Raw genomic sequence first — 19,873 nt, 5'->3', positions numbered from 1 at the left:
TCGATAAAAATTACAGGTGTAAATGTATGTCGATCAGCGAGGCGGAAGCCGTGGTCATGGAGGTGCTGTGGGAGCGGCACCCGCTCAGCGCCGAGGAGGTGTTCGCGGCCTTGTCGGGGCATGGCGGTTGGGCCGAGCCCACGGTCAAGACCCTGCTCAACCGCTTGCTCAACAAGGGCGCGATCCGTGCCGACAAACAAGGCCGGCGTTATTTGTACACACCACTCTTGCAGCGCGCGCAATGGGTGCAGCAACAGAGCGAAGGTTTGCTCGAGCGCCTGTTCGGTGGCCGCATCGCGCCGCTGGTGGCGCACTTCAGCGAACGCGGCAAGCTCAGCGATGCCGATGTCACCGAACTCAAACGACTGATCCAGGAGCTGGACGATGAGCATTGAAGCAATCGTGACAAGCATTGCCACGACGGCGTTAGCCGGCAGTGGGGCGATCGTGGCGGTCCTGGCATTGCGCGCACCAATGCGGCGTGTCTTCGGTGCCGGCATTGCCTATGTGCTGTGGATCGTGGTGCCGTTGGCGATACTCGCCACGCTGCTGCCGGGCGGTTGGCACCCGCCGCTGCCGGCGGCTTTTACCGTGGCGATGCCGAGCGTGCGGGTGGGTGCTCCGCACGCCGTGGCGGATGCGTCCGCCGCCGCTGCATCGCTGGCGACGGGGGCAAGCGCGGTTTGGCTGGTGGCGTTCTGGACGTTGGGCATGATGACGATGGCGGCGCTGTTGTGGCGGCAACAGCGCCGTTATCGCCGCAGCCTGGGCCGTTTGCAGTCGAGCGAGCCGGGCGTGTCGATCGCGCAACATGCGCTGCATGGTCCACTGGTGCTGGGCGCGTGGCGCCCACAGGTGGTGCTGCCGGCGAACTTTGCCGAGCGCTATCCGCCGCAGCAGGCGCAGTTGGTGCTGGCGCACGAACGCATGCACATCGCCCGTGGCGACACGCGCTGCAATCTGCTGTTGGCGGCACTGCGCTGCGTGTACTGGTTCAATCCGCTCCTGCATTGGGCGGCGACGTGCTTCTGCGTCGATCAGGAACTGGCCTGCGATGCGGCGGTGCTGGCACGGCATCCGTGCTCGCGCCGCAGCTATGCCGAGGCGATGCTGCAGACGCAGTTGGATGCGGTCGCGTTGCCGGTCGGTTGCCATTGGCAGGCGGGTGCGCTGTTGCGGCAACGCATCGTGCTGCTGCAACGGCCAGCCGTGCGCGGCTGGCGGCGCGGTGTCGGCATTGCGGTGGTCGCGCTGGCTGTCCTGGGTGGCAGCGTCACGGCGTTGGTGCTTGCTTCCAGCGTGCCTGCCATCGCGATGGCCCGCGACGTGGCGCTTGTTGGCGTGGTGAAAGACAGGCTGGATCAGCCTGCGCCGCGTGAGACGCAACGTCCGGCGGCGGACGCCGTCACCTGGTTTCCCTCGGCGCGCTTCATGCCCCCGCCGCACTATCCGGAAGCGGCCGTGCGCGCGGGGATTTCCGGCAAGGTGGTGCTGCTGCTCAAGGTGGATGCGATCGGTAAAGTCCGCGCGGTGCGTGTGCTCGACCACGGTAGCGGCAGCCCGGCGTTGGATGCCGCTGCGGCCGCCGCAGCCTGGCAATGGCGCTTCAACCCGGCCATGGCGCATGGCCGAGCGGTTGCTGCCATGTTGAAGGTTCCGGTCACTTTCGAGGTCGACATGGATCCGGTGTCGCCGCCGGCGGGTGTTGCCGATGCCGGGGATTACCGCTGGTATCGGTTAGGCGAGGATGCTGGCAAAGAGGTGGCGGATTTGTGCGACAAGTTGATTCCAGACACGCGCGGTCGCGCGGCGCTGCCGCTGTGCGGCATAACCACGGCGGTGCGATGAGCGCGCGCTGGCCGCTACTGCTGCCGCTATGCCTAGCGGGCTGTGCCAGCCAGGCCCCGCGCGAGCTGGCGCAATCGCCGCAGCGCCTGGCCTCGGTGGATCAGCAGAGGCTGGACAACCGCGTGTCCGCCGCTGCCGGTGCGGCGCAGGTGCTGCGCTACCAGATGCAGTCGCAGCAGGTCTTCCGCATGCCCCAGCCGTTGCAGACGCCGACGCCGCAGTTGCCCGCCGATTCGCCGCGCCGCAGTCTGTCGCCGACCATGCTGTGCGTGCGGGTGATCCTGTCCGCACAGGGCGCGGTGGAACGCAGCGAGACGCTGAACGATCGTCCTGAGTGCAGCGCGGGGGCGCAGGTGGAGATGGCCGATTTGCAGCAGGCGGTGCGCGACGCGGTGGCGGGTTGGCGCTTCGTGCCGGCGGCGATCTGTACCTATGCCGATCCCGCGCAGCAGCCGGCAGTGGAGGGGCGTTGCGACGATGCCGCGTCGGTGGAGGACGTGCCGGTGACGTTGGCGTATGCGTTCACGTTCGCGGTGCGCGAAGGCAAGGCCACGGTGCAGGGCGGGCGCATGCAGCGCGGTCGCGCGCATTGAATGCGCAGGCGCTGCGGCTAATCCAGCCGATGCAGCGCATTGGCGATGCGCGCCACATCCTCGCTCTGGTGGCTGACGTATAGCAGCGGTAGGCGCATATCGTCGCGCACGCGTTGCAGGTAGGGAATCAGTGCGTTGCGGCGTTCGGCGTCCAACGCGCAGAGCGGTTCGTCCAACAGTAGGATCGTCGGCTGCGAGAGCAAGGCGCGCCCGATGGCCACGCGCTGCGCCTCGCCGCCGGACAAGGTATCCGGCCGCCGCGCCAGCAACGCGCCAATGTCCAGTAGATCGACGACGGTGTCCAACATGAAGCGCGGCATCTGCGCGCGCTGATGGCGGCCGTAGTCGAGATTGCGGCGCACGTCCATGTGCGGGAATAGGCGTGCGTCCTGAAAAACGTAGCCGATACGGCGTCGGTGCGCGGGCAGGTCGATGCCGTTGGCGCTGTCGTAGAGCACGCGTCCATCCAGGACGATGCGCCCGCTGCGCGGACGCAGTACGCCGGCAATGGCGTTCAATATGCTGGTCTTGCCGGCACCGGATGGGCCGATCAACGCGATGGCGCGTGCCTGTTCTTCGATGCGCACGTGTCGCTCGAAGTGCCCGCGTTGCAGGTGCAGGTGCAGGCTCAGCATCGCGCTTGGCGTTCGTTGCGAAGACGACTCATGCGTCCTGCTCCGGTGCACGTTGGCGCTGCACCAGCCATTCGGATACCAGCAGCGCGGCCAGCGAGATCGCCAGTGCCACCATCGCCAGCCGCCAGATGCCGGTCTCGCCACCGGGGACCTGCAATAGGCCGTAGATCGCCGAGGCCAGGGTCTGGGTTTGCCCGGGAATATTGGCGACGAAGGTAATGGTGGCGCCGAATTCGCCCAATGCCTTGGCGAAGCCGAGCACGCTGCCGGCGACCACGCCCGGCCACGCCAGCGGCAGGGTGATGCTGAAAAACACCCGCCACGGTCCGGCACCGAGTGTGGCGGCGGCCGCTTCCAGACGTCGGTCAGTGGATGCGAAGGCCAGGCGGATGGCGCGCACCATCAGCGGAAAGCCCATCACCGCGCTGGCCAGCGCCGCGCCGGTCCAACGGAACGCAAACTGCACGCCCAGGTGCGCGAACAGCCAGGCGCCGACGGGTCCATGCAGCCCGAACACGCACAGCAGCGCATAGCCGGTGAGGACTGGCGGCATCACCAGGGGCAGATGCAGCAGCGCATCCAGCAGCGCTTTGCCGGGAAAACGGCGACGCGCCAGTAGCCAGCCGCAGGCCACGGCGAAGGGCAGGCTCGCCAAGGCCGCGACCAGTGCGACCTTCACGCTCAGTGCGATGGCGGCCAGTTCTTGCGTAGTGAACGCGAACAAGGGCGGACTCAGTGCGCCAGGGTGAAGCCATGGCGGCGGAAGATTGCCTGCGCCGGTGGCGTGCTCATCCAGTGCACGAACGCGCTGGCGGCCGGCTGCTGCGTGCTGGCGCGCAGCGGTGCCACCGGATACACGATCGGCGCGTGGCTCTCGGCAGGGAATGTCGCCACCACCCGTACCGTTGCTTCGGCCTGCGCATCGGAGCCGTACACGATGCCCAGCGGTGCCTCGCCATGCGCGACCAGCATCAGCGCGCTGCGCACGTTGTCGGTTTCGGCCAGACGCGCGTGCACGCTATCCCACTGGCCGAGTGCGCGTAGCGCGGCGCGTGCGTACTTGCCCGCCGGCACGCTCTCGGTCTGGCCGACCGCCAGACGTCCCTGCGCGCCGAGCGCGGTGGCGATGGCGCCGGGCTGGCGCAGGTCGATCTTGACCGCACTGCCCAATGGCGACACCAGCACCAAGCTGTTGCCGAGCAAATTGCGGCGTTGCGTCGGATCGATCAGCCGGTGTTGTTGCAGCTCGTCCATCCATGCCTGATCGGCGGAAACGAACACGTCCGCTGGCGCGCCTTGTTCCACCTGCCGCGCCAGCGTCGAACTGGCCGCATAGGCGACTTGCACCGGGGTGCCGGTCGCGTGCTCGTAGGCGGTGGCGACCTCGTCCATGGATTCCTTCAAGCTGGATGCGGCGAACACGGTCAACGGGGGTTGCGCCGACACGGGCGCGATGGCGAGCGTGATCGCGATGAGCGCGCACAGACACAGCAGGTGGCGTCGCGTCATGGGCACGGGAAACATACCGATGGTGTCGCGGCGGTCACGTCAGCCACTGGCCGCTGCGCGCAGGCGCGCAGGCGGCGAATCGCGTGGTGGCTGAGGGCAGGGCAGGAGCGACGCATGCCGGCATCCTAGCGCCTTCATTCCGCCGTTGGGGCGAGGCCGTCGGTGCGACCGGCCTGGATATTGGCGCGGATCGACGGCTGCATCAGTCGTGGTTCGGCCAACGTCGCATCGCGTGCCTGACGTAGCGCGATGAACTGCGCTTCGCTGATCCCGTCGCGCACATGGATGTTGTCGCGACGCTGCGCACCGATGCTGGTTTCGCACGCGACCGCGCGACCGCCGGGGCCGTAGTCGTGGCACACGAACACGCGCGTGCTGTCCGGTAGCGCGTATAAGGCGCGGATCGAGCGGTACAGCGTCGCGGCATCGCCGCCGGGGAAGTCGCAGCGGGCGGTGCCGCTGTCGGGCATGAACAGCGAGTCGCCGGGAAACAGTGCATCGCCGATCAGATAGGCAACGCTGTCGCTGGTATGGCCGGGGATCGCGATCACCTGCGCCTGTAGGTGGCCGATCGCGAAACGTTCGCGGTCAGCGAACAGATGGTCGAAGCCGCAGTGTGTGTCGGCGTCTTCGGCCAGTCCGAACTGCGGCGCGAAGTGCGCACGCACCTGACGGATGCCATCGCCCATTGCCAGCGTCGCCTGCGGCCAGTGCTGCTTGAACCACTGCGCGGCGGAGACGTGGTCGGCATGCGCGTGGGTTTCCAGGATCCAGTGCAGGTGCAGCGCGCGTTCGGCGAGGCAGTCGGCGAGGGCGTGTGCCGGTCCGTCGTGCGCGGTGCCGGTGGCTGGATCGAACTCCAGCACCGGGTCGATCACCGCCGCTGCATGGCCGTCCTCGACCACATAGCTCCAGGTGCCGGATCCGGCATGGTGGAACGCATGGACACGCGGGTGTTGGCTCATGGGCTGGTCCTGCTGGCGGTAGGAAGAGCGGCGCCGCAGTAGATGCCGTGCAGCACCTCAAGGATGCGCCGCGCCGGACCGGGCACCAGCGAATAGTAGATCGTCTGTCCGTCGCGGCGTGTCTGCACCAGACCGTCCTCGCGCAGTAATGCCAGGTGTTGCGATAGCGCCGACTGGCTCAGTTGCACCCGCGTATTGAGTTCGCCGACTGATTGTTCGCGATCCAGCAGCAGGCATAGCAGCAATAGCCGCTTCTCGTTCCCGAGTGCCTTCAGCAGGTGTGCGGCCTCGCTGGCGTGTGCACCGATCGCGAGTGGATCCAGCAGGGGCATCGCATGGCGCGGCATCGGCTCAGAAATCGACCGGCCTGCCGGCGGCGGTCCAGCCGAGAAAGCCACCGGGTAGTGCGCGCACCGCGCGGTAACCCAGTTGCCGCAGGCTCACTGCCGCTAGTGTGGAGTGGCCGCCGCTGGCGCAGTACAGCAGGATCGGCTGATCCTGCCGGGGCAGCGCCGGATCGCTGTCGAGACGGAATGCGAGGATATTGCGCGGGATGTTGATCGCCTCGGGAATGTGGCCGATGGCGAACGCGCCGGGTTCGCGCACGTCGATGATCCATTCGCCGGGCAGCGGCATGGCGGCGGGATCGGCATGGAGGGGGAGGTCGTGGACCTGCGCGCACGCGCGGTCTACCAGGGCCTGGGCGGAGGAGGCGGGCATGGGTGGGGACTTGGATGGGAGAAGAGACGAGCTGTGGATTATATCAGTCGTTTCTAATGTAAGAAATTCTGAATCTATCGCGCAGCCAGACGCGTTGATGCCATACCTTCGCTCAGGCATGGGGCGCGCGATGGAGCAGCGGATTCTTCGCTGTTGCCGCTGTCATGGGCTGTCGCGTTCGACGCCGCAGTTCGCCGGGGTTGTACGGCGCTTGCAGGACTGTGCTTATTCGCCCAGTGCAGCGTTCAAGAGCGCGGCCAGATTAGCACCGGCCTGGCGCAACTGGGCCTCGGCGACTGGACGCCAGGTTGTCACGTAGTCCGTTGGCAGGGTCGCGCTGGGTGGGTAGAAGCCTGGGCGTTGCATGATCCGGCACGAGGCTTCGGCCCAGGTTGCGGCTGCTGGCGGTAACACGGGGGCGGTGGGCGATGGCGGCGGCAGCGGCTGTGCTTCCAATTGTGTCAGATAGGCCGCTTCGCTCAGGCCGCGCTTGTCCAGCAAGCCGCTGTCCCATAGCGCGTGCAGATTGGTGCCTTTGCCGTTGAACTGGATTTGCACGGTGTTGGCACCTTTGTCGTGGGCATAGCCGGCGTGCAACGGTTGCTGTACGTCGCCGGCGAAATGCACCACGAACTTCAGTGCCTGCGCGCGTGCTGCCGGTGTTTGGCTGCGGTCGGCGAGGATCGCGCTCTGGCGGCGCAGTGCTTCGACTACGCAGTTGCCATCGGCACAATCGCGGGTTTGCACGTAGTGGCAATCGTGCTCGCCCAGGTTGACGTAGTGCCAGCGCGCGCTGCGTTTGCCCAGGTCCGGATCCTGTTCGCGGATCTGGTCGGCCCAATTGGCGACACCGGCCAGCGTTGGCTCGGCTTCGCCTTGCAGCAGGGTGCGGATGTGTGTGCGGGTCTGCGCAGTGAGTTGGGTCTCGGCGAGGTCGGCGATCAGGCGGTGACCCAGTGGTCCCCAAGCGAAGGCGGACGCTGGTATCAAAGCGAGTGCCGCGGCGAACGCGGTCCGAAAAAACGCGTGTGACGTCATGATGCGCAGTCTAGCCGGTGAGGATGCCCTTGCCATGCTGCGTCGCGTTGTCGTTGCGTGGCCGCTCAGTCGCCACCACAACGGCAGTGATGGCGATGTCGGTGCCCGCGAGGTGGAGCGCCTTCCCAAACCCGTGTGTCCGGCGTGCTGCGGCGGGCCTGCTAGAATGCGCTCCCTCTCTCTTTCACCCGCCGCGGCAGACGCGGCAGCAGGAGTTCTGAAATGGCAATCAAGGTCGGTATCAACGGTTTCGGTCGCATCGGACGCAATGTGCTGCGCTCGGCTGTACAGAATTTCGGCAGCGACATCGAGATCGTCGCCATCAACGACCTGCTCGAACCGGATTACCTCGCCTATATGCTGCAGTACGATTCGGTGCATGGCCGTTTCGCGGGCCAGGTCGCGGTCGAGGGCAATTATCTGCTGGTCAACGGCAAGAAAATCCGTTTGACCCAGGAGCGCGATCCGGCCGCGCTGAAGTGGGGCGAGGTCGGTGCCGAGGTGGTGATCGAATCCACCGGCCTGTTCCTGACCAAAGAGACCGCGCAGAAACACCTGGACGCCGGCGCCAAGAAGGTGATCCTGTCGGCGCCGTCCAAGGACGATACGCCGATGTTCGTGTTCGGCGTGAACCACAACAGCTACGCCGGTCAGGCCATTGTCTCCAACGCCAGTTGCACCACCAACTGCCTGGCGCCGCTGGCCAAGGTGATCAACGACAAATGGGGCATCAAGCGCGGCCTGATGACCACCGTGCATGCCGCCACCGCCACGCAGAAGACCGTGGATGGCCCCAGCAACAAAGATTGGCGCGGTGGCCGTGGCATTTTGGAGAACATCATTCCGTCCAGCACCGGCGCGGCCAAGGCGGTCGGCGTGGTGATTCCTGAGTTGAACAAGAAGCTCACCGGCATGAGCTTCCGCGTGCCGACTTCGGATGTGTCGGTGGTCGATCTCACGGTCGAACTGGAAAAGCCGGCCACCTACGCCGAGATCTGCGCCGAGGTGAAGGCGCAGAGCGAAGGCGCGTTGAAGGGCATTCTCGGTTACACCGAGGACAAGGTCGTGGCGACGGATTTCCGTGGCGATGCGCGCACCTCGATCTTCGACGCCGACGCGGGCATCGCCCTGGATTCCACCTTCGTCAAGTTGGTGTCGTGGTACGACAACGAGTGGGGTTATTCCAACAAGTGCCTGGAAATGGTCAAGGTCGTGGCGAAGTAACGCGCCCGACAAGTCGCACGCAAAAGAAGCGCCGTTCGGCGCTTTTTTTGTGGCTGTCGCGATGCGTCGAGAGGTGGGGTGGGCGATGGTGCTGTGGCGGTGAATCCTCGCCCGAGCGCTGGAGCGCGACAGCGACGTGTGCACGTGCTGCAAACCCATGGTTTGCGCACGTCGGCCAATCCCCCGCAACGCGCCGATTTGCCGCTGCGCAGCCGACACCTGACAATACGGTGATTGCCTCGTCACCGCGCGGCCATTGATGCAACGTCCCGCAACCGCTTCCCGCCGTCTTGCTGCGTCAATGGCACGCTTTTCCCCTTGCAACCTCACGATAGCGAGTAACCACATGTCCATCCTGCGAATGACCGATCTGGATCTGTCCGGCAAGCGCGTACTGATCCGGCAAGATCTGAACGTGCCGATCGACAACGGCCAGATCACCTCCGAACAACGCATCCTGGCCTCGGTGCCGACCCTCAAGCACGCGCTGCAACAGGGCGCGGCAGTGATGGTGACCTCGCACCTGGGCAGGCCCAAGGAAGGCGTGTGGACCCAGGATGATTCGCTGGAGCCTGTCGCCACGCGTCTGGCCGCGCTGCTGGGCGTGGATGTGCCGCTGCTGCGTGATTGGGTCGATGGCGTGGACGTGCAGCCGGGGCAGATCGTATTGCTGGAGAATTGCCGCATGAACGTCGGCGAAGGCAAGGACGACCCCGCGCTGGCGAAGAAATACGCGGCGCTGTGCGACGTGTTCGTGATGGATGCCTTCGGTACCGCGCATCGCGCGCAAGCCTCGACCCATGGCGTGATCCAGTTCGCCCCGGTCGCGGCGGGTGGTCCGCTGTTGATGGCCGAGTTGGACGCCTTGGCCAAGGCGTTGCAGCATCCGGCCAAGCCGCTGCTGGCGATTGTTGCTGGCAGTAAAGTCTCGACCAAGTTGGAATTGCTCTCGAACCTGGTGAACAAGGTCGATCAACTGATCGTCGGCGGCGGCATCGCCAACACCTTCATTGCCGCCGCCGGACACTCGGTGGGCAAATCGTTGTGCGAGCCGGACCTGCTCGACACCGCGCGCAAGATCGTCGCCGACGCCAACGCGCGTGGCGCAGCGATCCCGTTGCCCAGCGACGTGGTGGTCGCCAAGCAGTTCATGGCGGATGCTCCGGCCACGGTGAAGGCCGTCACCGACGTCGCCGACGACGACCTGATCCTGGACATCGGCCCGCAGACGGCCGCGCACTACGCCGAGTTGATCGCCAAGGCCGGTACCGTGGTCTGGAACGGTCCGGTCGGCGTGTTCGAGTTCGACGCGTTCGGCAAGGGGACGCAGACCTTGGCGCACGCCATCGCCGCCTCGCGTGCCTTCTCCATCGCCGGCGGTGGCGACACCCTGGCCGCGGTCGACAAGTACGGCATTGCCGAGCAGGTGAGCTACATCTCCACCGGCGGTGGCGCATTCCTGGAGTTTTTGGAAGGCAAGACCCTGCCCGCAGTTGCCGCGTTGCAGGCGCGTGGCGGTTGAGCGGCATCGATACCCTGTTCTTCGATCTGGATGGCACGCTGGTCGATTCGCAGGCTGGCATCGTCGGCAGTATTCGCCATGCCTTCGCCGTCATGGGGCGTGCGCCGCCGGAGTTGGCGCAGTTACGCGATTGGATCGGGCCGCCGCTACGCGACAGCTTCCATCAGCACTTCCATGCTGACCAGGCGTTGGTGGAGCAGGCGCTGTCGCTGTACCGGGCGCGCTACGATGCGCAAGGCTGGCGCGAACTGCAGGTGTTCGATGGCATCGCCATGGCGGTGAACGCGTTGCGCGCGGCCGGTCACCGGCTGGCGGTGGTGACGTCCAAGAACCAGCGGTTCGCGCAACGTATCGTCGCGCACCTGCCATTTGGCGATCATTTCGCTGAGGTGGTCGGCGCCAGCGACGACGGGCAGCGCCGCTTCAAGGCGGACTTGATTGCCGAGGCGTTGCAGCGGCTGGACGTGCCCGCGGCGCAGTGCCGCATGATCGGCGACCGCCGCATGGATATCGAGGGCGCGCGCCACCACGGCATGCGCAGCATCGGTGTGCTATGGGGCTTCGGCGACGCGGACGAACTGCGTCGGGCTGGGGCCGACGCGTTGGCGCCGACGCCTGCGCATTTGCCGACGCTCGCCACGGCCTGAGCGCGGCGGACATCGGGCTGGATGCGGCGTGGGGTGACGCCCCGTACCGGCCTGTTTGCAGCGCGCGAGCTAAGCCGTTCGGCGCATGCGCGGCTGCATACTGCTGCGCATGGTGTGCATGTCATGCCGGGGTGTACGGGCGACCATGACACAATGACATTCTGTGTGATGAGTGTGTGTGCTAGCTTTGAATGCTTTTCCGAAGGATGCCGTCATGACCGAACGCCAGCGCCGTACTAGAATTCTCGCCACCCTTGGCCCGGCCACCGACCCGCCCGGCGTGCTCGAGGATCTGTTCCGCGCCGGCGTCAACGTGGTGCGGTTGAATTTCAGCCACGGCGACCCTTCCGGTCAGGCCAAGCGCGCCGACGCGGTGCGTGCTGCCGCCGCGCGCGTCGGTGCCGAGATCGGCATCCTCGCCGATTTGCCCGGCCCGAAGATCCGCATCGAGCGCTTCGCCGAAGGCAAAGTCTCGCTGAAGCTTGGCGCGCGCTTCGACCTGATCGCCAACCCCAATGCCGCGCCGGGCGACGCCACCCAGGTGGGCGTGAGCTACCTCGGACTGCCGCAGGACGTGGCCCCGGGCGATGTGCTGCTGTTGGACGATGGTCTGGTGCAGTTGCAGGTGACTGACGTGCAGGGCGAGCGCATCGTCACCAGCGTCCTCAACGATGGCGTGCTGTCCGACCGCAAGGGGCTGAACAAGCAGGGCGGCGGGTTGTCGCTGGGCGCGTTGACCGAACGCGACAAGGAACTGATCGCTATCGTCGCCAAGATCGGCGTGGACTTCATCGCGGTGTCGTTCTGCCGAAATGCCGAAGACATGAACGATGCCCGACGGATCGCCCGCGCCCACGGTTGCGATGCGCTGCTGGTGTCCAAGATCGAGCGCACCGAAGCGATCGAGAACCTGACCGAGATCGTCGAGGCCTCGGACGTGGTCATGGTCGCGCGCGGCGACCTGGGCGTGGAGATCGGCGACGCCGAGTTGCCCGGTCTGCAGAAGAAGATCATCCGTGAATCGCTGGCGCAGAACAAAGTGGTGATCACCGCCACGCAGATGTTGCAGTCGATGGTGGAAAGCCCGATCCCGACCCGCGCCGAAGTGCTGGACGTCGCCAACTCGGTGATCGACGGTACCGATGCGGTGATGCTCTCGGCCGAAAGCGCCGCCGGCGCCTATCCGATCCGCGCGGTCGAGGCGATGGCGCGCATCTGCCTGGGCGCCGAGCGCCAGTTCGAGACCGAGACCGACTTCGGCATGGCCCCGCGCAACTTGGAGCGCGCCGACCAGGCCATCGCGATGGCGACGATGTTCCTGTCCCAGCACGTGGGCGTGCGCGCCATCGTGGCGATGACCGAGTCTGGCGGAACGCCGCGCTATCTCTCGCGCTTCCGCGCCAAGGCGCCGATTTTCGCGGTCACCCGCCACGATGGCGCGCGCCGGCACATGTCAATGATGCGTGACGTATTCCCGATCAACTTCGACAGCCGTGGCCTGACCCCGCGCGAAGCGGCACGCGGTGCCATCCGCCTGCTGGTCGATGCCGGCCTGTTGGCTCCGGGTGACCGTGTGGTGTTCACCAGCGGCGAGCACATGGAAACCCATGGCGCGACCAATACGCTGCGCCTGCTCGAAGTCGGTGCGGACGGCAACGCCACCGGTCTGGGCGATCTGTAATCGCGCCGCCGCGCCTACGGGCGCGGTCCGCCCGCGTGACGTTTCCAGCGTCGCGCGGGTTCTTTCCTAAGCCGCCTGTAGCGGGTTGCTTTCCCGAGTGCCGACGCGAGTCTATGTGTCGGGCGGATGTGGGTAACGGTAGTCGAGCCGAGGATTCCTCCGGCACTGGACGGGCGATGCTGTTGCGCAGGAGCCGACGCCAACAATGGGCGGGCTGATCGGGAAACCCCGCGATAGAGGGTAGGGGTTTTCCTACCTCGCGCTCTAGAACTAGGTGAATTAAGGCGGGGCGTGCGCGTAGCCGCTGCGCTGTCGTGCCGTGCAGTGGAAATTCAGCAAGGGCTATGCCAAAGTTCTTTCACGCTGCCTCATACGCAGATCAGGGACGATGCGCCCAGCGGATCACACGGTCGGTCGCTTTCCTGCGGTTCTCACGAACCCTGGGAGATTTCCCGCGTTTTCGTTGCGCACAATAGGGGGGCTTTGTCGCCGGTTTTCCCTGCGCATCGGATCCCGCTGTCATCTGTTCCGCGTGCCTTTATTACCGAACAAGACTTGCCGAGATTCGTCATGAGCGCCTATTTCCGTCTTTTCCGTCAATTGCGCTTGTTCGCCTGGCTGTTGCTTGCCGTTGGATTGATGGCCGGGCCGGCCAATGCCCAGTGGATCGTCAATGACCCGGCCTCCATGGCGAAGTCCATGGAAGAATATGCCAATCAGGCTGCCCGCTGGAGTGGGACGCTCGACCAGTATCAGAAAGAGTTGGATCATTACCAACAGCAGCTCATCAATTTACCGCGGCTGAATTTCGGTGATTCCACCATGCCAGACAGCTTTCCCGAGCGCCCGTCGGACTACGGTCTAGCGGATAGCTGCCCCGGTGCCAGCCAGAGCGGAATATCGGGTCTGCTGCAGAAGTTCACTTCGATCGCGGCCAACACGAATAGCGGCAACGCGGTGGACGAGCAGACCAAAGTATGCGGACGTATCGTATTGGCGCAGAACGCCCAGTACAACGAAACTGTGCGAATGCTCAAACGCCTGATGCAGCGCAACGAGCAGTTCAAACAGTTGCAGGCCCAGCGCGACAGTGTGGGGTCCGCTCAGGGCGCTTTGGCGGCCAATGACAACGAGACCCAGCGCTTCGTCGCGCAGAACGCCATGGACCTGAACTACTGGCAGGCCGAGATGAAGGCATACGATACCTACATCCTCGCGCTCAAGGACGATCAGGGGCGGCTGTCGCGCAAGGCAATGAATGGCGACGATGGAAAAAAATTGATCGGGCAGGTGGTCCAGGCGGGCACGCTTGCAGCGGCGTTGTCGCATTGATGGCGACCTTGTCGACGTCTCGCTCATTTTATACGCAGAAGTAAATGGCCCCAACCGAGGAGAGCGCGCGATGAAATCGTATGGATGGTTTGCTGCGTTGTGCTTGTGTACGGTTTCCATGCAGGCCTCGGCCCAGTACGTTGTCATTCCTTACTACGACAACAATCCCTTCCTGTTTTGCACGCTTGGTGTGCCGCAGGATTGCTGGGCGCCGGTCGATGCGGCCACTGGCGCATTCGTCGTCACCAATTCGTACTGTTACAACGCGGTCTCCTCGGCGTTGTATGCAACGGTCTGCCCGATGGCATTCCCGAAAGGATTGGGCGCGGGCGGCCCATCGACACAGGTGTCTCCGCAGACACCTGTTACGCCTACACCTGCTGCGACGCGGTGAAGCTGGGCGCTTGCGCCCCAGGATTGAGCAACAAAGAGCTAGGCCATTGCGCCGACCAGATCGACCATGCGCACTACGTCGATCTGGCGTCGATGGCCGATGCGACGTACTGGGTGGGCGTATCGCGCTGATGGATGTGTGGCCTGTCGAGAAACGGCGCGATGCTGTGGTCGAGCGTTGCCAGTGCCAATGCCAATGCGCAAGTGCCGAATCGCTGCGAGTGACCGGGATATACTGGGCCTTCCCCCGTATCGCAGGAATCCCATGAGCATCGAACAGCTTGCCGAAACCGCTCAGGCGATGGTTGCCCAGGGTAAGGGCATCATCGCGATCGACGAATCCACCAGCACCATCGCCAAGCGCTTTGCCAGCGTTGGCATCGAGAATGTCGAGGAAAATCGTCGGGCCTATCGCGAACTGTTGCTGACCACGCCGAAACTGAGCGAGCACATTTCCGGCGCCATCCTGTACGACGAGACGATCCGTCAGAAGACCAAGGCCGGCGTGCCGTTTCCCAAGTACATGGCCGAGCACGGCCTGATCCCGGGTATCAAGGTCGACAATGGCACGTATCCGCTGGCCGGCATGCCGGGTGAGCTGATTACCGAAGGTCTGGATGGCCTGCGCGCGCGCCTGCAGGAGTACTACGCGCTCGGTGCGCGCTTCGCCAAGTGGCGGGCGGTCATCACCATCGGCGAGGACATCCCTTCCGGCGTGTGTATCGAAACCAACGCGCATGCGCTGGCGCGCTATGCGGCCTTGTGCCAGGAGCAGGGTCTGGTGCCGATGGTGGAGCCGGAAGTACTGATGGACGGCGACCACGACATCGAGACTTGCTACGAAGTCACCGAGGCCACGCTGCGCGCGCTGTTCGGTGCGCTGTACGAGCAGAACGTAGTCCTGGAAGGCACGATTCTGAAAGCGTCGATGGTGATCGCGGGCAAGGGCTGCGAAGAGCAGGCCGACGTCGAGGAAGTGGCCGAGTCCACGGTGATGTGCCTCAAGAGCACCGTGCCGGCGATTCTGCCGGGCATCGTGTTTCTCTCTGGCGGGCAAACCGACGAGCAATCCACCGCACATCTCAATGCCATGAATCAGCTTGGATCGCTGCCGTGGCCGTTGAGTTTCTCGTATGGTCGTGCGATGCAGCAGGCCGCCTTGAAGCTGTGGTCGCGTGACATCAAGGGCAATGTCGCCAAGGCACAGCAGGTGGTGTATGAACGGGCCAAGGAAAACAGCCTGGCCGCACTGGGTAAGTGGCGGGGCTGAGGTCGCGTTCGCCCAGTGCGCATCACACGGCGATGGCCTGCGTTCTTTTTGATCGGTGTGTGCCATGCCTGTGTGCTGTGCACTTTGGCATTGGCCGTTCGATACGGACACTGAAGTTGTTGCGGTGTCGGTTTGCTGTGCGATGGGTTACGGCATTCCTCGCTATGGCGCGGGTTCAGGCGACCTGCGCCTGACCCGTTTGCTGCATCGTGATCTGGGCCATGGCTTGCTGATAGGCCTTGTAGGTTGTCGCATCGTAGGTCACCAGGATGATGCGCTTGGGCGAGGCATGCGTGCGCCGCCAGGCGTCGGTCTCGGTCGCCGCGATGCGTGCTGCTTGGTGCAGCGGGTAGCCAGCGGTGCCGCAACTGATCGGGGGGAACGCGACCGACTCCAGGCCCATCTGCTCGGCTAGGCGCAGAGCACGCCAGTAGCAGTTGGCGAGCAACGCTGGTTCGTCGTGCAGGCCATCTCGCCAGACTGGGCCGACCGTATGCAGCACATACCGCGCTTTGAGCCGGTAGCCGGACGTGGCGTGTACTTCACCGGCCGGGCAGCGTATGCCTGGCTTGAGTTCCGGTAGCCGCCGACATTCCTCCAGCAGCTCCGCGCCTGCGGCACGGTGAATCGCATCGTTCACTGCGTCGCCTCCGAGCAGTGATTCGTTGGTGGCGTTGACGATAGCGTCCACGTCCAGATGGGTGATGTCGCCTTGCCAAATATCGATCTTCATGCAGGAATCTTTATGGGGGTCGAATGATGGAAGTGTGAGGTTGCGATCTTCCGTTGCCACGGCCGCTTAACTTGCCAAGGGCAAGACTGTCGCATCGCCATCTCAACATCTGCGACATGAACCGAAACCTGCCGCCGCCACTTGTCGCCGATGCCTTGGCGCGTGGCAAGATCATTCAGGCGATCAAGCTATTGCGTACCCACCGCAACATGGATCTGCACAGTGCGAAGTTGCAGGTCGAGTCATGGTTGCATGCTGATGCGGAGCAGGTGGTCACGCAACTGCTCGCTCGTTATGCCAGGGCTGATGTGTCCGTGGTTGTCGACAAAAACAAGCATGCGAGCGAACACCCGATGAACAGTGCGACCGCGCCGCGCCTGCCAGCGACGAGTGAAATGGCGTTGCACTGCGGCGAGGGGCATAAAGTGGCTAGGCTAATTTTTGACCACTATCCGCAGATGCCGCTGCGTGAGGCGATCACAAGGGTCGAACGTTATCATCGTTTGGAGTTGTCAGTGGGCACTGGGCGCGCGGTGGTTGCTGGCAATCGCGTCAGTGTCTGGTGCTGGGCCATGCTGGGGTTGCTATGTGCAGTTGCCGGCGCGGCCTGGTGGCTGTATCGCTAGTGAGACTGCATCAGGTATGACGTGCCTCGCATGCCTGCGTGCTGCCGAGTCCACTGGCAAGGCGAGCAAGGTCGGCAGCGGTTTGGAGCCGGCCCTGATGACCCGATTCGCTACGCTTGGCAAGCTCGCACAGTCGTGCCGGCCTTGAGATATCGATGTCCCCTCGCCCTGAGTAGCGGTTGGGTTGAGGGGGCGGGTCAAAACCCTGTCCAGCCCCACGCATCGTCCACGCTGTTACTCTGCGCTTCGGCCTTCCACTGCATGTGACTTCGTTGCGATGAGTGCTTGCGTCCTGTCCCACCTCGATCGGCTCGAGGCCGAGAGTCTCCACATCTTGCGCGAGGTGGCGGCCGAATTCCGTAACCCGCTGCTGCTGTATTCGGTGGGCAAGGACAGTTCGGTGCTGTTGCACCTGCTGTTGAAGGCCTTCGCGCCAGCGCCGCCACCGATTCCATTGCTGCACGTGGATACGCGCTGGAAATTCCGCGAGATGATCGCCTTTCGTGATCGCCGTGCCGCCGAGACCGGAGTGGATCTGCGTGTCTATATCAATCCCGATGGGGTAGCGCAGAACATCGGCCCGTTTACGCATGGTGCCAGTGTGCACACCGAGGTGATGAAGACGCAGGCGTTGAAGCAGGCGCTGGCGTTGTGGCAATGCGATGCCGCCATTGGCGGTGCGCGCCGCGACGAGGAAAAAGCGCGGGCCAAGGAGCGGGTGTTTTCGTTTCGCAATGAGCGCCAACGTTGGGATCCCAAGCAGCAGCGTCCGGAGTTATGGACGCTGTACAACCCGCGCATCCATCCGGGCGAGAGCGTGCGCGTGTTTCCGCTGTCCAATTGGACCGAGTTGGATATCTGGCTGTACATCTATCGCGAAGCGATTCCGGTGGTGCCGCTGTATTTCGCTGCCGAGCGTCCAGTGGTGGAACGCGACGGTGCGCTGATTATGGTGGACGATGCGCGCCTGCCGCTGCGCGAGGGCGAAGTGCCACAGCAACGTCGGGTGCGTTTTCGCACACTTGGTTGCTATCCGCTGACGGGTGCCATCGCGTCGCAGGCCGATACCTTGGAAAAGATCATCGCCGAGATGCTGCAGACCACCACCTCCGAACGCCAGGGACGCATGATCGATCAGGATCCGGGCGCATCGATGGAGCAGAAGAAGATCGAGGGGTATTTCTGATGGGCATGCAGCGTGGGCAGGCGACAGAGCCGGAAGAGGGCGGCGGAGCATCCGACATCGCGCGCTATCTGCATCGACACGAATGCAAGCCACTGTTGCGCTTCATTACCTGCGGCAGTGTCGATGACGGCAAAAGCACATTGATCGGGCGGCTGTTGTACGACAGCAAGCAGGTGTTCGACGATCAACTTGCCGCGCTCGGTGCCGATAGCAAGCGCCATGGCACGCGCGGCGGGGCGGTCGACTATGCGTTGTTGCTGGACGGCTTGGCTGCCGAGCGCGAGCAGGGCATCACCATCGATGTGGCGTATCGTTACTTCGATACCGACACGCGCAAGTTCATCGTTGCCGATTGTCCAGGACATGCGCAGTACACCCGCAACATGGCCACTGGCGCTTCCACTGCCGACTTGGCGGTGGTGCTGGTGGATGCGCGCAAGGGGCTGCTGACCCAGACCCGTCGGCATAGCTATATCGTGGCGCTGCTGGGGCTGCGGCATGTGGTGCTGGCGGTGAATAAAATGGATCTGGTCGATTTCGCGCGCGAGACATTCGAGGCCATCGCCGTGGAATACCGGGCGTTGGCCGCGCAACTGGGCATCGATCAGGTCCAGTGCATTCCGCTGTCCGCACTGGAGGGCGACAATCTGTTGCAGCGTTCGGCGCGCATGCCGTGGTATGACGGTCCGGCGTTGCTGGAACATTTGCAAAGCCTGGAGCTGGAAACGCAACAGGCCGATTGCGCGTTACGCCTGCCGGTGCAGTGGGTCAACCGTCCACATGACCAGTTCCGTGGCTTCGCCGGTACCTTGGCAGCGGGCGAGGTGAAGCCGGGCGATGCGGTGGTCGTGGTGCCGTCGGGGCGTCGTTCCCATGTTGCGCAGGTGTTGATCGGTGCGGCTGAGGTGGCGTGTGCAGTGGCCGGGCAGGCGGTCACGCTGACCCTTGTCGATGAGATCGACATCAGCCGTGGCGACGTCATTGCCGCAGCGGCGGATCCGCCGGAGGTGGCCGATCAGTTCGCCGCGCATGTGCTGTGGATGGACGATGCCGCATTACTGCCCGGTCGCCCGTACTGGTTGAAGATCGGCACGCGCACGGTGTCGGCCAGTGTCAGCGAGATCAAATACCGCGTCGATGTGAACACGCAGGAACGGCTCGCCGCCAAGCGTCTGGAACTCAACGAGGTCGGTTACTGCAATCTGGCGCTGGATCAACCGGTCGCGTTCGCCCCGTATAAGCGCAATCGCACGCTCGGCGGTTTTATCCTGATCGATCGGCAAAGCAATGCCACCGTCGCCGCAGGCACTCTGGACTTCGCGCTGCGCCGCGCCGGCAACCTGCACTGGCAGCATCTGGACGTGGACAAGGCGGCGCGTGCGCGGATCAAGGGGCAGACGCCACGCGTGCTGTGGTTCACCGGCCTGTCCGGTGCCGGCAAATCCACGATCGCCAATCTGGTCGAAAAACGCTTGCATGCGCAGGGTCGGCATACGTTTCTGCTCGATGGCGACAATGTGCGCCATCGGCTCAATCGCGATTTGGGTTTCACCGACGAGGATCGTGTGGAGAATATCCGTCGCGTCGCCGAGGTGGCGCGGCTGATGGTCGACGCTGGGCTGATCGTGTTGGTCAGTTTCATCTCGCCGTTTCGCGCTGAGCGCGAGATGGCGCGGGCAGGTTTTGCGCCTGGCGAGTTTGTCGAAGTATTCGTCGATGTGCCGTTACAGGTGGCCGAGGCGCGCGATGTCAAAGGGCTGTACGCCAAGGCACGCGCTGGCAAGATTCCCAACTTCACCGGGATTGACTCGCCCTATGAGCCGCCGGCGCAGCCGGATCTGCACTTGCATGCCGATGGCGAAGATGTGTCTGCGCTCGCGGCGCAGGTGCTCGCCTGGCTTGAGGCGCACGATTGAGGGCGCAGGTGCGGGATGATGGCCCATGCCTACCG

General features: G+C 64.4%; 21 protein-coding genes. 13 read left to right on the top strand and 8 right to left on the bottom strand.

Annotated features, from left to right (window positions below; translation table 11 throughout):
• Nucleotides 1-26 precede the first annotated feature (26 nt).
• Genes XALGPE39_RS10500 through XALGPE39_RS10490 form a run of 3 tightly spaced genes read left to right on the top strand, consistent with a single transcriptional unit; the run spans nucleotide 27 to nucleotide 2,441 of the window.
• Entirely contained in the window at nucleotides 27-395 is a 369-nt protein-coding gene (locus XALGPE39_RS10500; protein WP_045728129.1) for a BlaI/MecI/CopY family transcriptional regulator, read from the top strand.
• Complete coding sequence (locus XALGPE39_RS10495) at nucleotides 385-1,848, top strand: TonB family protein (protein ID WP_045728128.1); 1,464 nt, start codon at nucleotides 385-387, stop codon at nucleotides 1,846-1,848. The genes XALGPE39_RS10500 and XALGPE39_RS10495 overlap by 11 nt, the downstream gene beginning before the upstream one ends.
• On the top strand, nucleotides 1,845-2,441 hold the full coding sequence (locus XALGPE39_RS10490) for a hypothetical protein (RefSeq protein ID WP_045728127.1): 597 nt from the start codon (nucleotides 1,845-1,847) through the stop codon (nucleotides 2,439-2,441). Before XALGPE39_RS10495 ends, XALGPE39_RS10490 begins: the two co-directional genes overlap by 4 nt.
• 17 nt (nucleotides 2,442-2,458) lie before the next feature.
• Here XALGPE39_RS10490 and XALGPE39_RS10485 read toward each other — a convergent pair whose 3' ends face one another.
• The 7 genes from XALGPE39_RS10485 to XALGPE39_RS10455 all read right to left on the bottom strand — a co-directional run bounded on the left by XALGPE39_RS10485 (nucleotide 2,459) and on the right by XALGPE39_RS10455 (nucleotide 7,308).
• Nucleotides 2,459-3,076, bottom strand: a complete 618-nt coding sequence (locus XALGPE39_RS10485) for an ATP-binding cassette domain-containing protein (RefSeq protein WP_045728126.1) — start codon at nucleotides 3,074-3,076, stop codon at nucleotides 2,459-2,461.
• A gap of 28 nt (nucleotides 3,077-3,104) precedes the next feature.
• Nucleotides 3,105-3,800, bottom strand: a complete 696-nt coding sequence (gene modB, locus XALGPE39_RS10480; RefSeq protein WP_045728125.1) for a molybdate ABC transporter permease subunit — start codon at nucleotides 3,798-3,800, stop codon at nucleotides 3,105-3,107.
• 8 nt (nucleotides 3,801-3,808) lie between these two features.
• The gene (gene modA, locus XALGPE39_RS10475; RefSeq protein WP_082061887.1) at nucleotides 3,809-4,585 is read right to left on the bottom strand and encodes a molybdate ABC transporter substrate-binding protein; all 777 of its coding nucleotides are present in this window, start codon (nucleotides 4,583-4,585) and stop codon (nucleotides 3,809-3,811) included.
• Nucleotides 4,586-4,719: 134 nt separating this feature from the next.
• Nucleotides 4,720-5,550 carry an MBL fold metallo-hydrolase gene (locus tag XALGPE39_RS10470; protein WP_045728123.1) on the bottom strand — a complete coding sequence of 277 codons (831 nt, stop codon included), beginning with the start codon at nucleotides 5,548-5,550 and terminating at the stop codon, nucleotides 4,720-4,722.
• A complete protein-coding gene (locus tag XALGPE39_RS10465; RefSeq protein ID WP_045728122.1) occupies nucleotides 5,547-5,897 on the bottom strand; it encodes a metalloregulator ArsR/SmtB family transcription factor in 351 nt (116 codons plus the stop codon). Before XALGPE39_RS10465 ends, XALGPE39_RS10470 begins: the two co-directional genes overlap by 4 nt.
• A 4-nt stretch (nucleotides 5,898-5,901) precedes the next feature.
• The gene (locus tag XALGPE39_RS10460) at nucleotides 5,902-6,270 is read right to left on the bottom strand and encodes a rhodanese-like domain-containing protein (protein WP_045728121.1); all 369 of its coding nucleotides are present in this window, start codon (nucleotides 6,268-6,270) and stop codon (nucleotides 5,902-5,904) included.
• Nucleotides 6,271-6,495: 225 nt separating this feature from the next.
• The gene (locus XALGPE39_RS10455) at nucleotides 6,496-7,308 is read right to left on the bottom strand and encodes a S1/P1 nuclease (protein ID WP_045728120.1); all 813 of its coding nucleotides are present in this window, start codon (nucleotides 7,306-7,308) and stop codon (nucleotides 6,496-6,498) included.
• Nucleotides 7,309-7,530: 222 nt separating this feature from the next.
• Between XALGPE39_RS10455 and gap the strand changes: the two genes are divergently transcribed.
• The 7 genes from gap to XALGPE39_RS10420 all read left to right on the top strand — a co-directional run bounded on the left by gap (nucleotide 7,531) and on the right by XALGPE39_RS10420 (nucleotide 15,377).
• Nucleotides 7,531-8,532, top strand: coding sequence for a type I glyceraldehyde-3-phosphate dehydrogenase (gene gap / locus XALGPE39_RS10450; protein WP_045728119.1), 1,002 nt, complete (start codon nucleotides 7,531-7,533; stop codon nucleotides 8,530-8,532).
• Nucleotides 8,533-8,878: 346 nt separating this feature from the next.
• Nucleotides 8,879-10,054, top strand: coding sequence for a phosphoglycerate kinase (locus XALGPE39_RS10445; protein WP_045728118.1), 1,176 nt, complete (start codon nucleotides 8,879-8,881; stop codon nucleotides 10,052-10,054).
• Nucleotides 10,051-10,701: an HAD-IA family hydrolase gene (locus XALGPE39_RS10440; protein ID WP_045728117.1), complete on the top strand. Its 651-nt coding sequence runs from the start codon at nucleotides 10,051-10,053 to the stop codon at nucleotides 10,699-10,701. The genes XALGPE39_RS10445 and XALGPE39_RS10440 overlap by 4 nt, the downstream gene beginning before the upstream one ends.
• 214 nt (nucleotides 10,702-10,915) lie before the next feature.
• On the top strand, nucleotides 10,916-12,382 hold the full coding sequence (gene pyk / locus XALGPE39_RS10435) for a pyruvate kinase (RefSeq protein WP_045728116.1): 1,467 nt from the start codon (nucleotides 10,916-10,918) through the stop codon (nucleotides 12,380-12,382).
• 687 nt (nucleotides 12,383-13,069) lie between these two features.
• Nucleotides 13,070-13,714 carry a hypothetical protein gene (locus tag XALGPE39_RS10430; protein WP_045729144.1) on the top strand — a complete coding sequence of 215 codons (645 nt, stop codon included), beginning with the start codon at nucleotides 13,070-13,072 and terminating at the stop codon, nucleotides 13,712-13,714.
• A gap of 70 nt (nucleotides 13,715-13,784) precedes the next feature.
• The gene (locus tag XALGPE39_RS16465) at nucleotides 13,785-14,108 is read left to right on the top strand and encodes a hypothetical protein (protein ID WP_152624882.1); all 324 of its coding nucleotides are present in this window, start codon (nucleotides 13,785-13,787) and stop codon (nucleotides 14,106-14,108) included.
• A gap of 264 nt (nucleotides 14,109-14,372) precedes the next feature.
• A complete protein-coding gene (locus tag XALGPE39_RS10420; RefSeq protein WP_045728114.1) occupies nucleotides 14,373-15,377 on the top strand; it encodes a class I fructose-bisphosphate aldolase in 1,005 nt (334 codons plus the stop codon).
• A 175-nt stretch (nucleotides 15,378-15,552) separates the two neighbouring features.
• On the opposite strand, the gene XALGPE39_RS10415 is transcribed toward XALGPE39_RS10420, so the two are convergent.
• Nucleotides 15,553-16,110, bottom strand: coding sequence for an O-acetyl-ADP-ribose deacetylase (locus tag XALGPE39_RS10415; RefSeq protein ID WP_045728113.1), 558 nt, complete (start codon nucleotides 16,108-16,110; stop codon nucleotides 15,553-15,555).
• Nucleotides 16,111-16,163: 53 nt separating this feature from the next.
• Here XALGPE39_RS10415 and XALGPE39_RS10410 point away from each other — a divergent pair, with 53 nt between their 5' ends.
• From XALGPE39_RS10410 to cysN, 3 genes are all read left to right on the top strand, one after another.
• Nucleotides 16,164-16,736 carry a hypothetical protein gene (locus tag XALGPE39_RS10410; RefSeq protein WP_235429792.1) on the top strand — a complete coding sequence of 191 codons (573 nt, stop codon included), beginning with the start codon at nucleotides 16,164-16,166 and terminating at the stop codon, nucleotides 16,734-16,736.
• 184 nt (nucleotides 16,737-16,920) lie between these two features.
• Nucleotides 16,921-17,922, top strand: coding sequence for a sulfate adenylyltransferase subunit CysD (gene cysD, locus XALGPE39_RS10405; protein ID WP_255352726.1), 1,002 nt, complete (start codon nucleotides 16,921-16,923; stop codon nucleotides 17,920-17,922).
• A 5-nt stretch (nucleotides 17,923-17,927) separates the two neighbouring features.
• Nucleotides 17,928-19,838: a sulfate adenylyltransferase subunit CysN gene (cysN, locus tag XALGPE39_RS10400; protein ID WP_045729143.1), complete on the top strand. Its 1,911-nt coding sequence runs from the start codon at nucleotides 17,928-17,930 to the stop codon at nucleotides 19,836-19,838.
• The last annotated feature ends 35 nt before the right edge of the window (nucleotides 19,839-19,873 follow it).

The sequence above is a fragment of the Xanthomonas sp. GPE 39 genome, assembly GCF_000963005.1.
Taxonomy (GTDB): domain Bacteria; phylum Pseudomonadota; class Gammaproteobacteria; order Xanthomonadales; family Xanthomonadaceae; genus Xanthomonas_A.
Note: the sequence above shows the minus strand (reverse complement) of the source record. Positions and strands in the feature narration are given on the sequence as shown.

Excerpts from the sequence above, each read along its gene's own strand:
- XALGPE39_RS10470 (WP_045728123.1), bottom strand. The coding sequence starts at position 5,550 with ATGAGCCAACACCCGCGTGTCCATGCGTTCCACCATGCCGGATCCGGC.
- XALGPE39_RS10445 (WP_045728118.1), top strand. The coding sequence starts at position 8,879 with ATGTCCATCCTGCGAATGACCGATCTGGATCTGTCCGGCAAGCGCGTA.
- XALGPE39_RS10415 (WP_045728113.1), bottom strand. The coding sequence starts at position 16,110 with ATGAAGATCGATATTTGGCAAGGCGACATCACCCATCTGGACGTGGAC.
- XALGPE39_RS10455 (WP_045728120.1), bottom strand. The coding sequence starts at position 7,308 with ATGACGTCACACGCGTTTTTTCGGACCGCGTTCGCCGCGGCACTCGCT.
- XALGPE39_RS10490 (WP_045728127.1), top strand. The coding sequence starts at position 1,845 with ATGAGCGCGCGCTGGCCGCTACTGCTGCCGCTATGCCTAGCGGGCTGT.
- pyk (WP_045728116.1), top strand. The coding sequence starts at position 10,916 with ATGACCGAACGCCAGCGCCGTACTAGAATTCTCGCCACCCTTGGCCCG.
- XALGPE39_RS10495 (WP_045728128.1), top strand. The coding sequence starts at position 385 with ATGAGCATTGAAGCAATCGTGACAAGCATTGCCACGACGGCGTTAGCC.
- cysN (WP_045729143.1), top strand. The coding sequence starts at position 17,928 with ATGCAGCGTGGGCAGGCGACAGAGCCGGAAGAGGGCGGCGGAGCATCC.
- XALGPE39_RS10485 (WP_045728126.1), bottom strand. The coding sequence starts at position 3,076 with ATGCTGAGCCTGCACCTGCACCTGCAACGCGGGCACTTCGAGCGACAC.
- XALGPE39_RS16465 (WP_152624882.1), top strand. The coding sequence starts at position 13,785 with ATGAAATCGTATGGATGGTTTGCTGCGTTGTGCTTGTGTACGGTTTCC.
- XALGPE39_RS10430 (WP_045729144.1), top strand. The coding sequence starts at position 13,070 with ATGGCGAAGTCCATGGAAGAATATGCCAATCAGGCTGCCCGCTGGAGT.
- XALGPE39_RS10460 (WP_045728121.1), bottom strand. The coding sequence starts at position 6,270 with ATGCCCGCCTCCTCCGCCCAGGCCCTGGTAGACCGCGCGTGCGCGCAG.
- gap (WP_045728119.1), top strand. The coding sequence starts at position 7,531 with ATGGCAATCAAGGTCGGTATCAACGGTTTCGGTCGCATCGGACGCAAT.
- XALGPE39_RS10465 (WP_045728122.1), bottom strand. The coding sequence starts at position 5,897 with ATGCCGCGCCATGCGATGCCCCTGCTGGATCCACTCGCGATCGGTGCA.
- XALGPE39_RS10420 (WP_045728114.1), top strand. The coding sequence starts at position 14,373 with ATGAGCATCGAACAGCTTGCCGAAACCGCTCAGGCGATGGTTGCCCAG.
- XALGPE39_RS10500 (WP_045728129.1), top strand. The coding sequence starts at position 27 with ATGTCGATCAGCGAGGCGGAAGCCGTGGTCATGGAGGTGCTGTGGGAG.
- modA (WP_082061887.1), bottom strand. The coding sequence starts at position 4,585 with ATGACGCGACGCCACCTGCTGTGTCTGTGCGCGCTCATCGCGATCACG.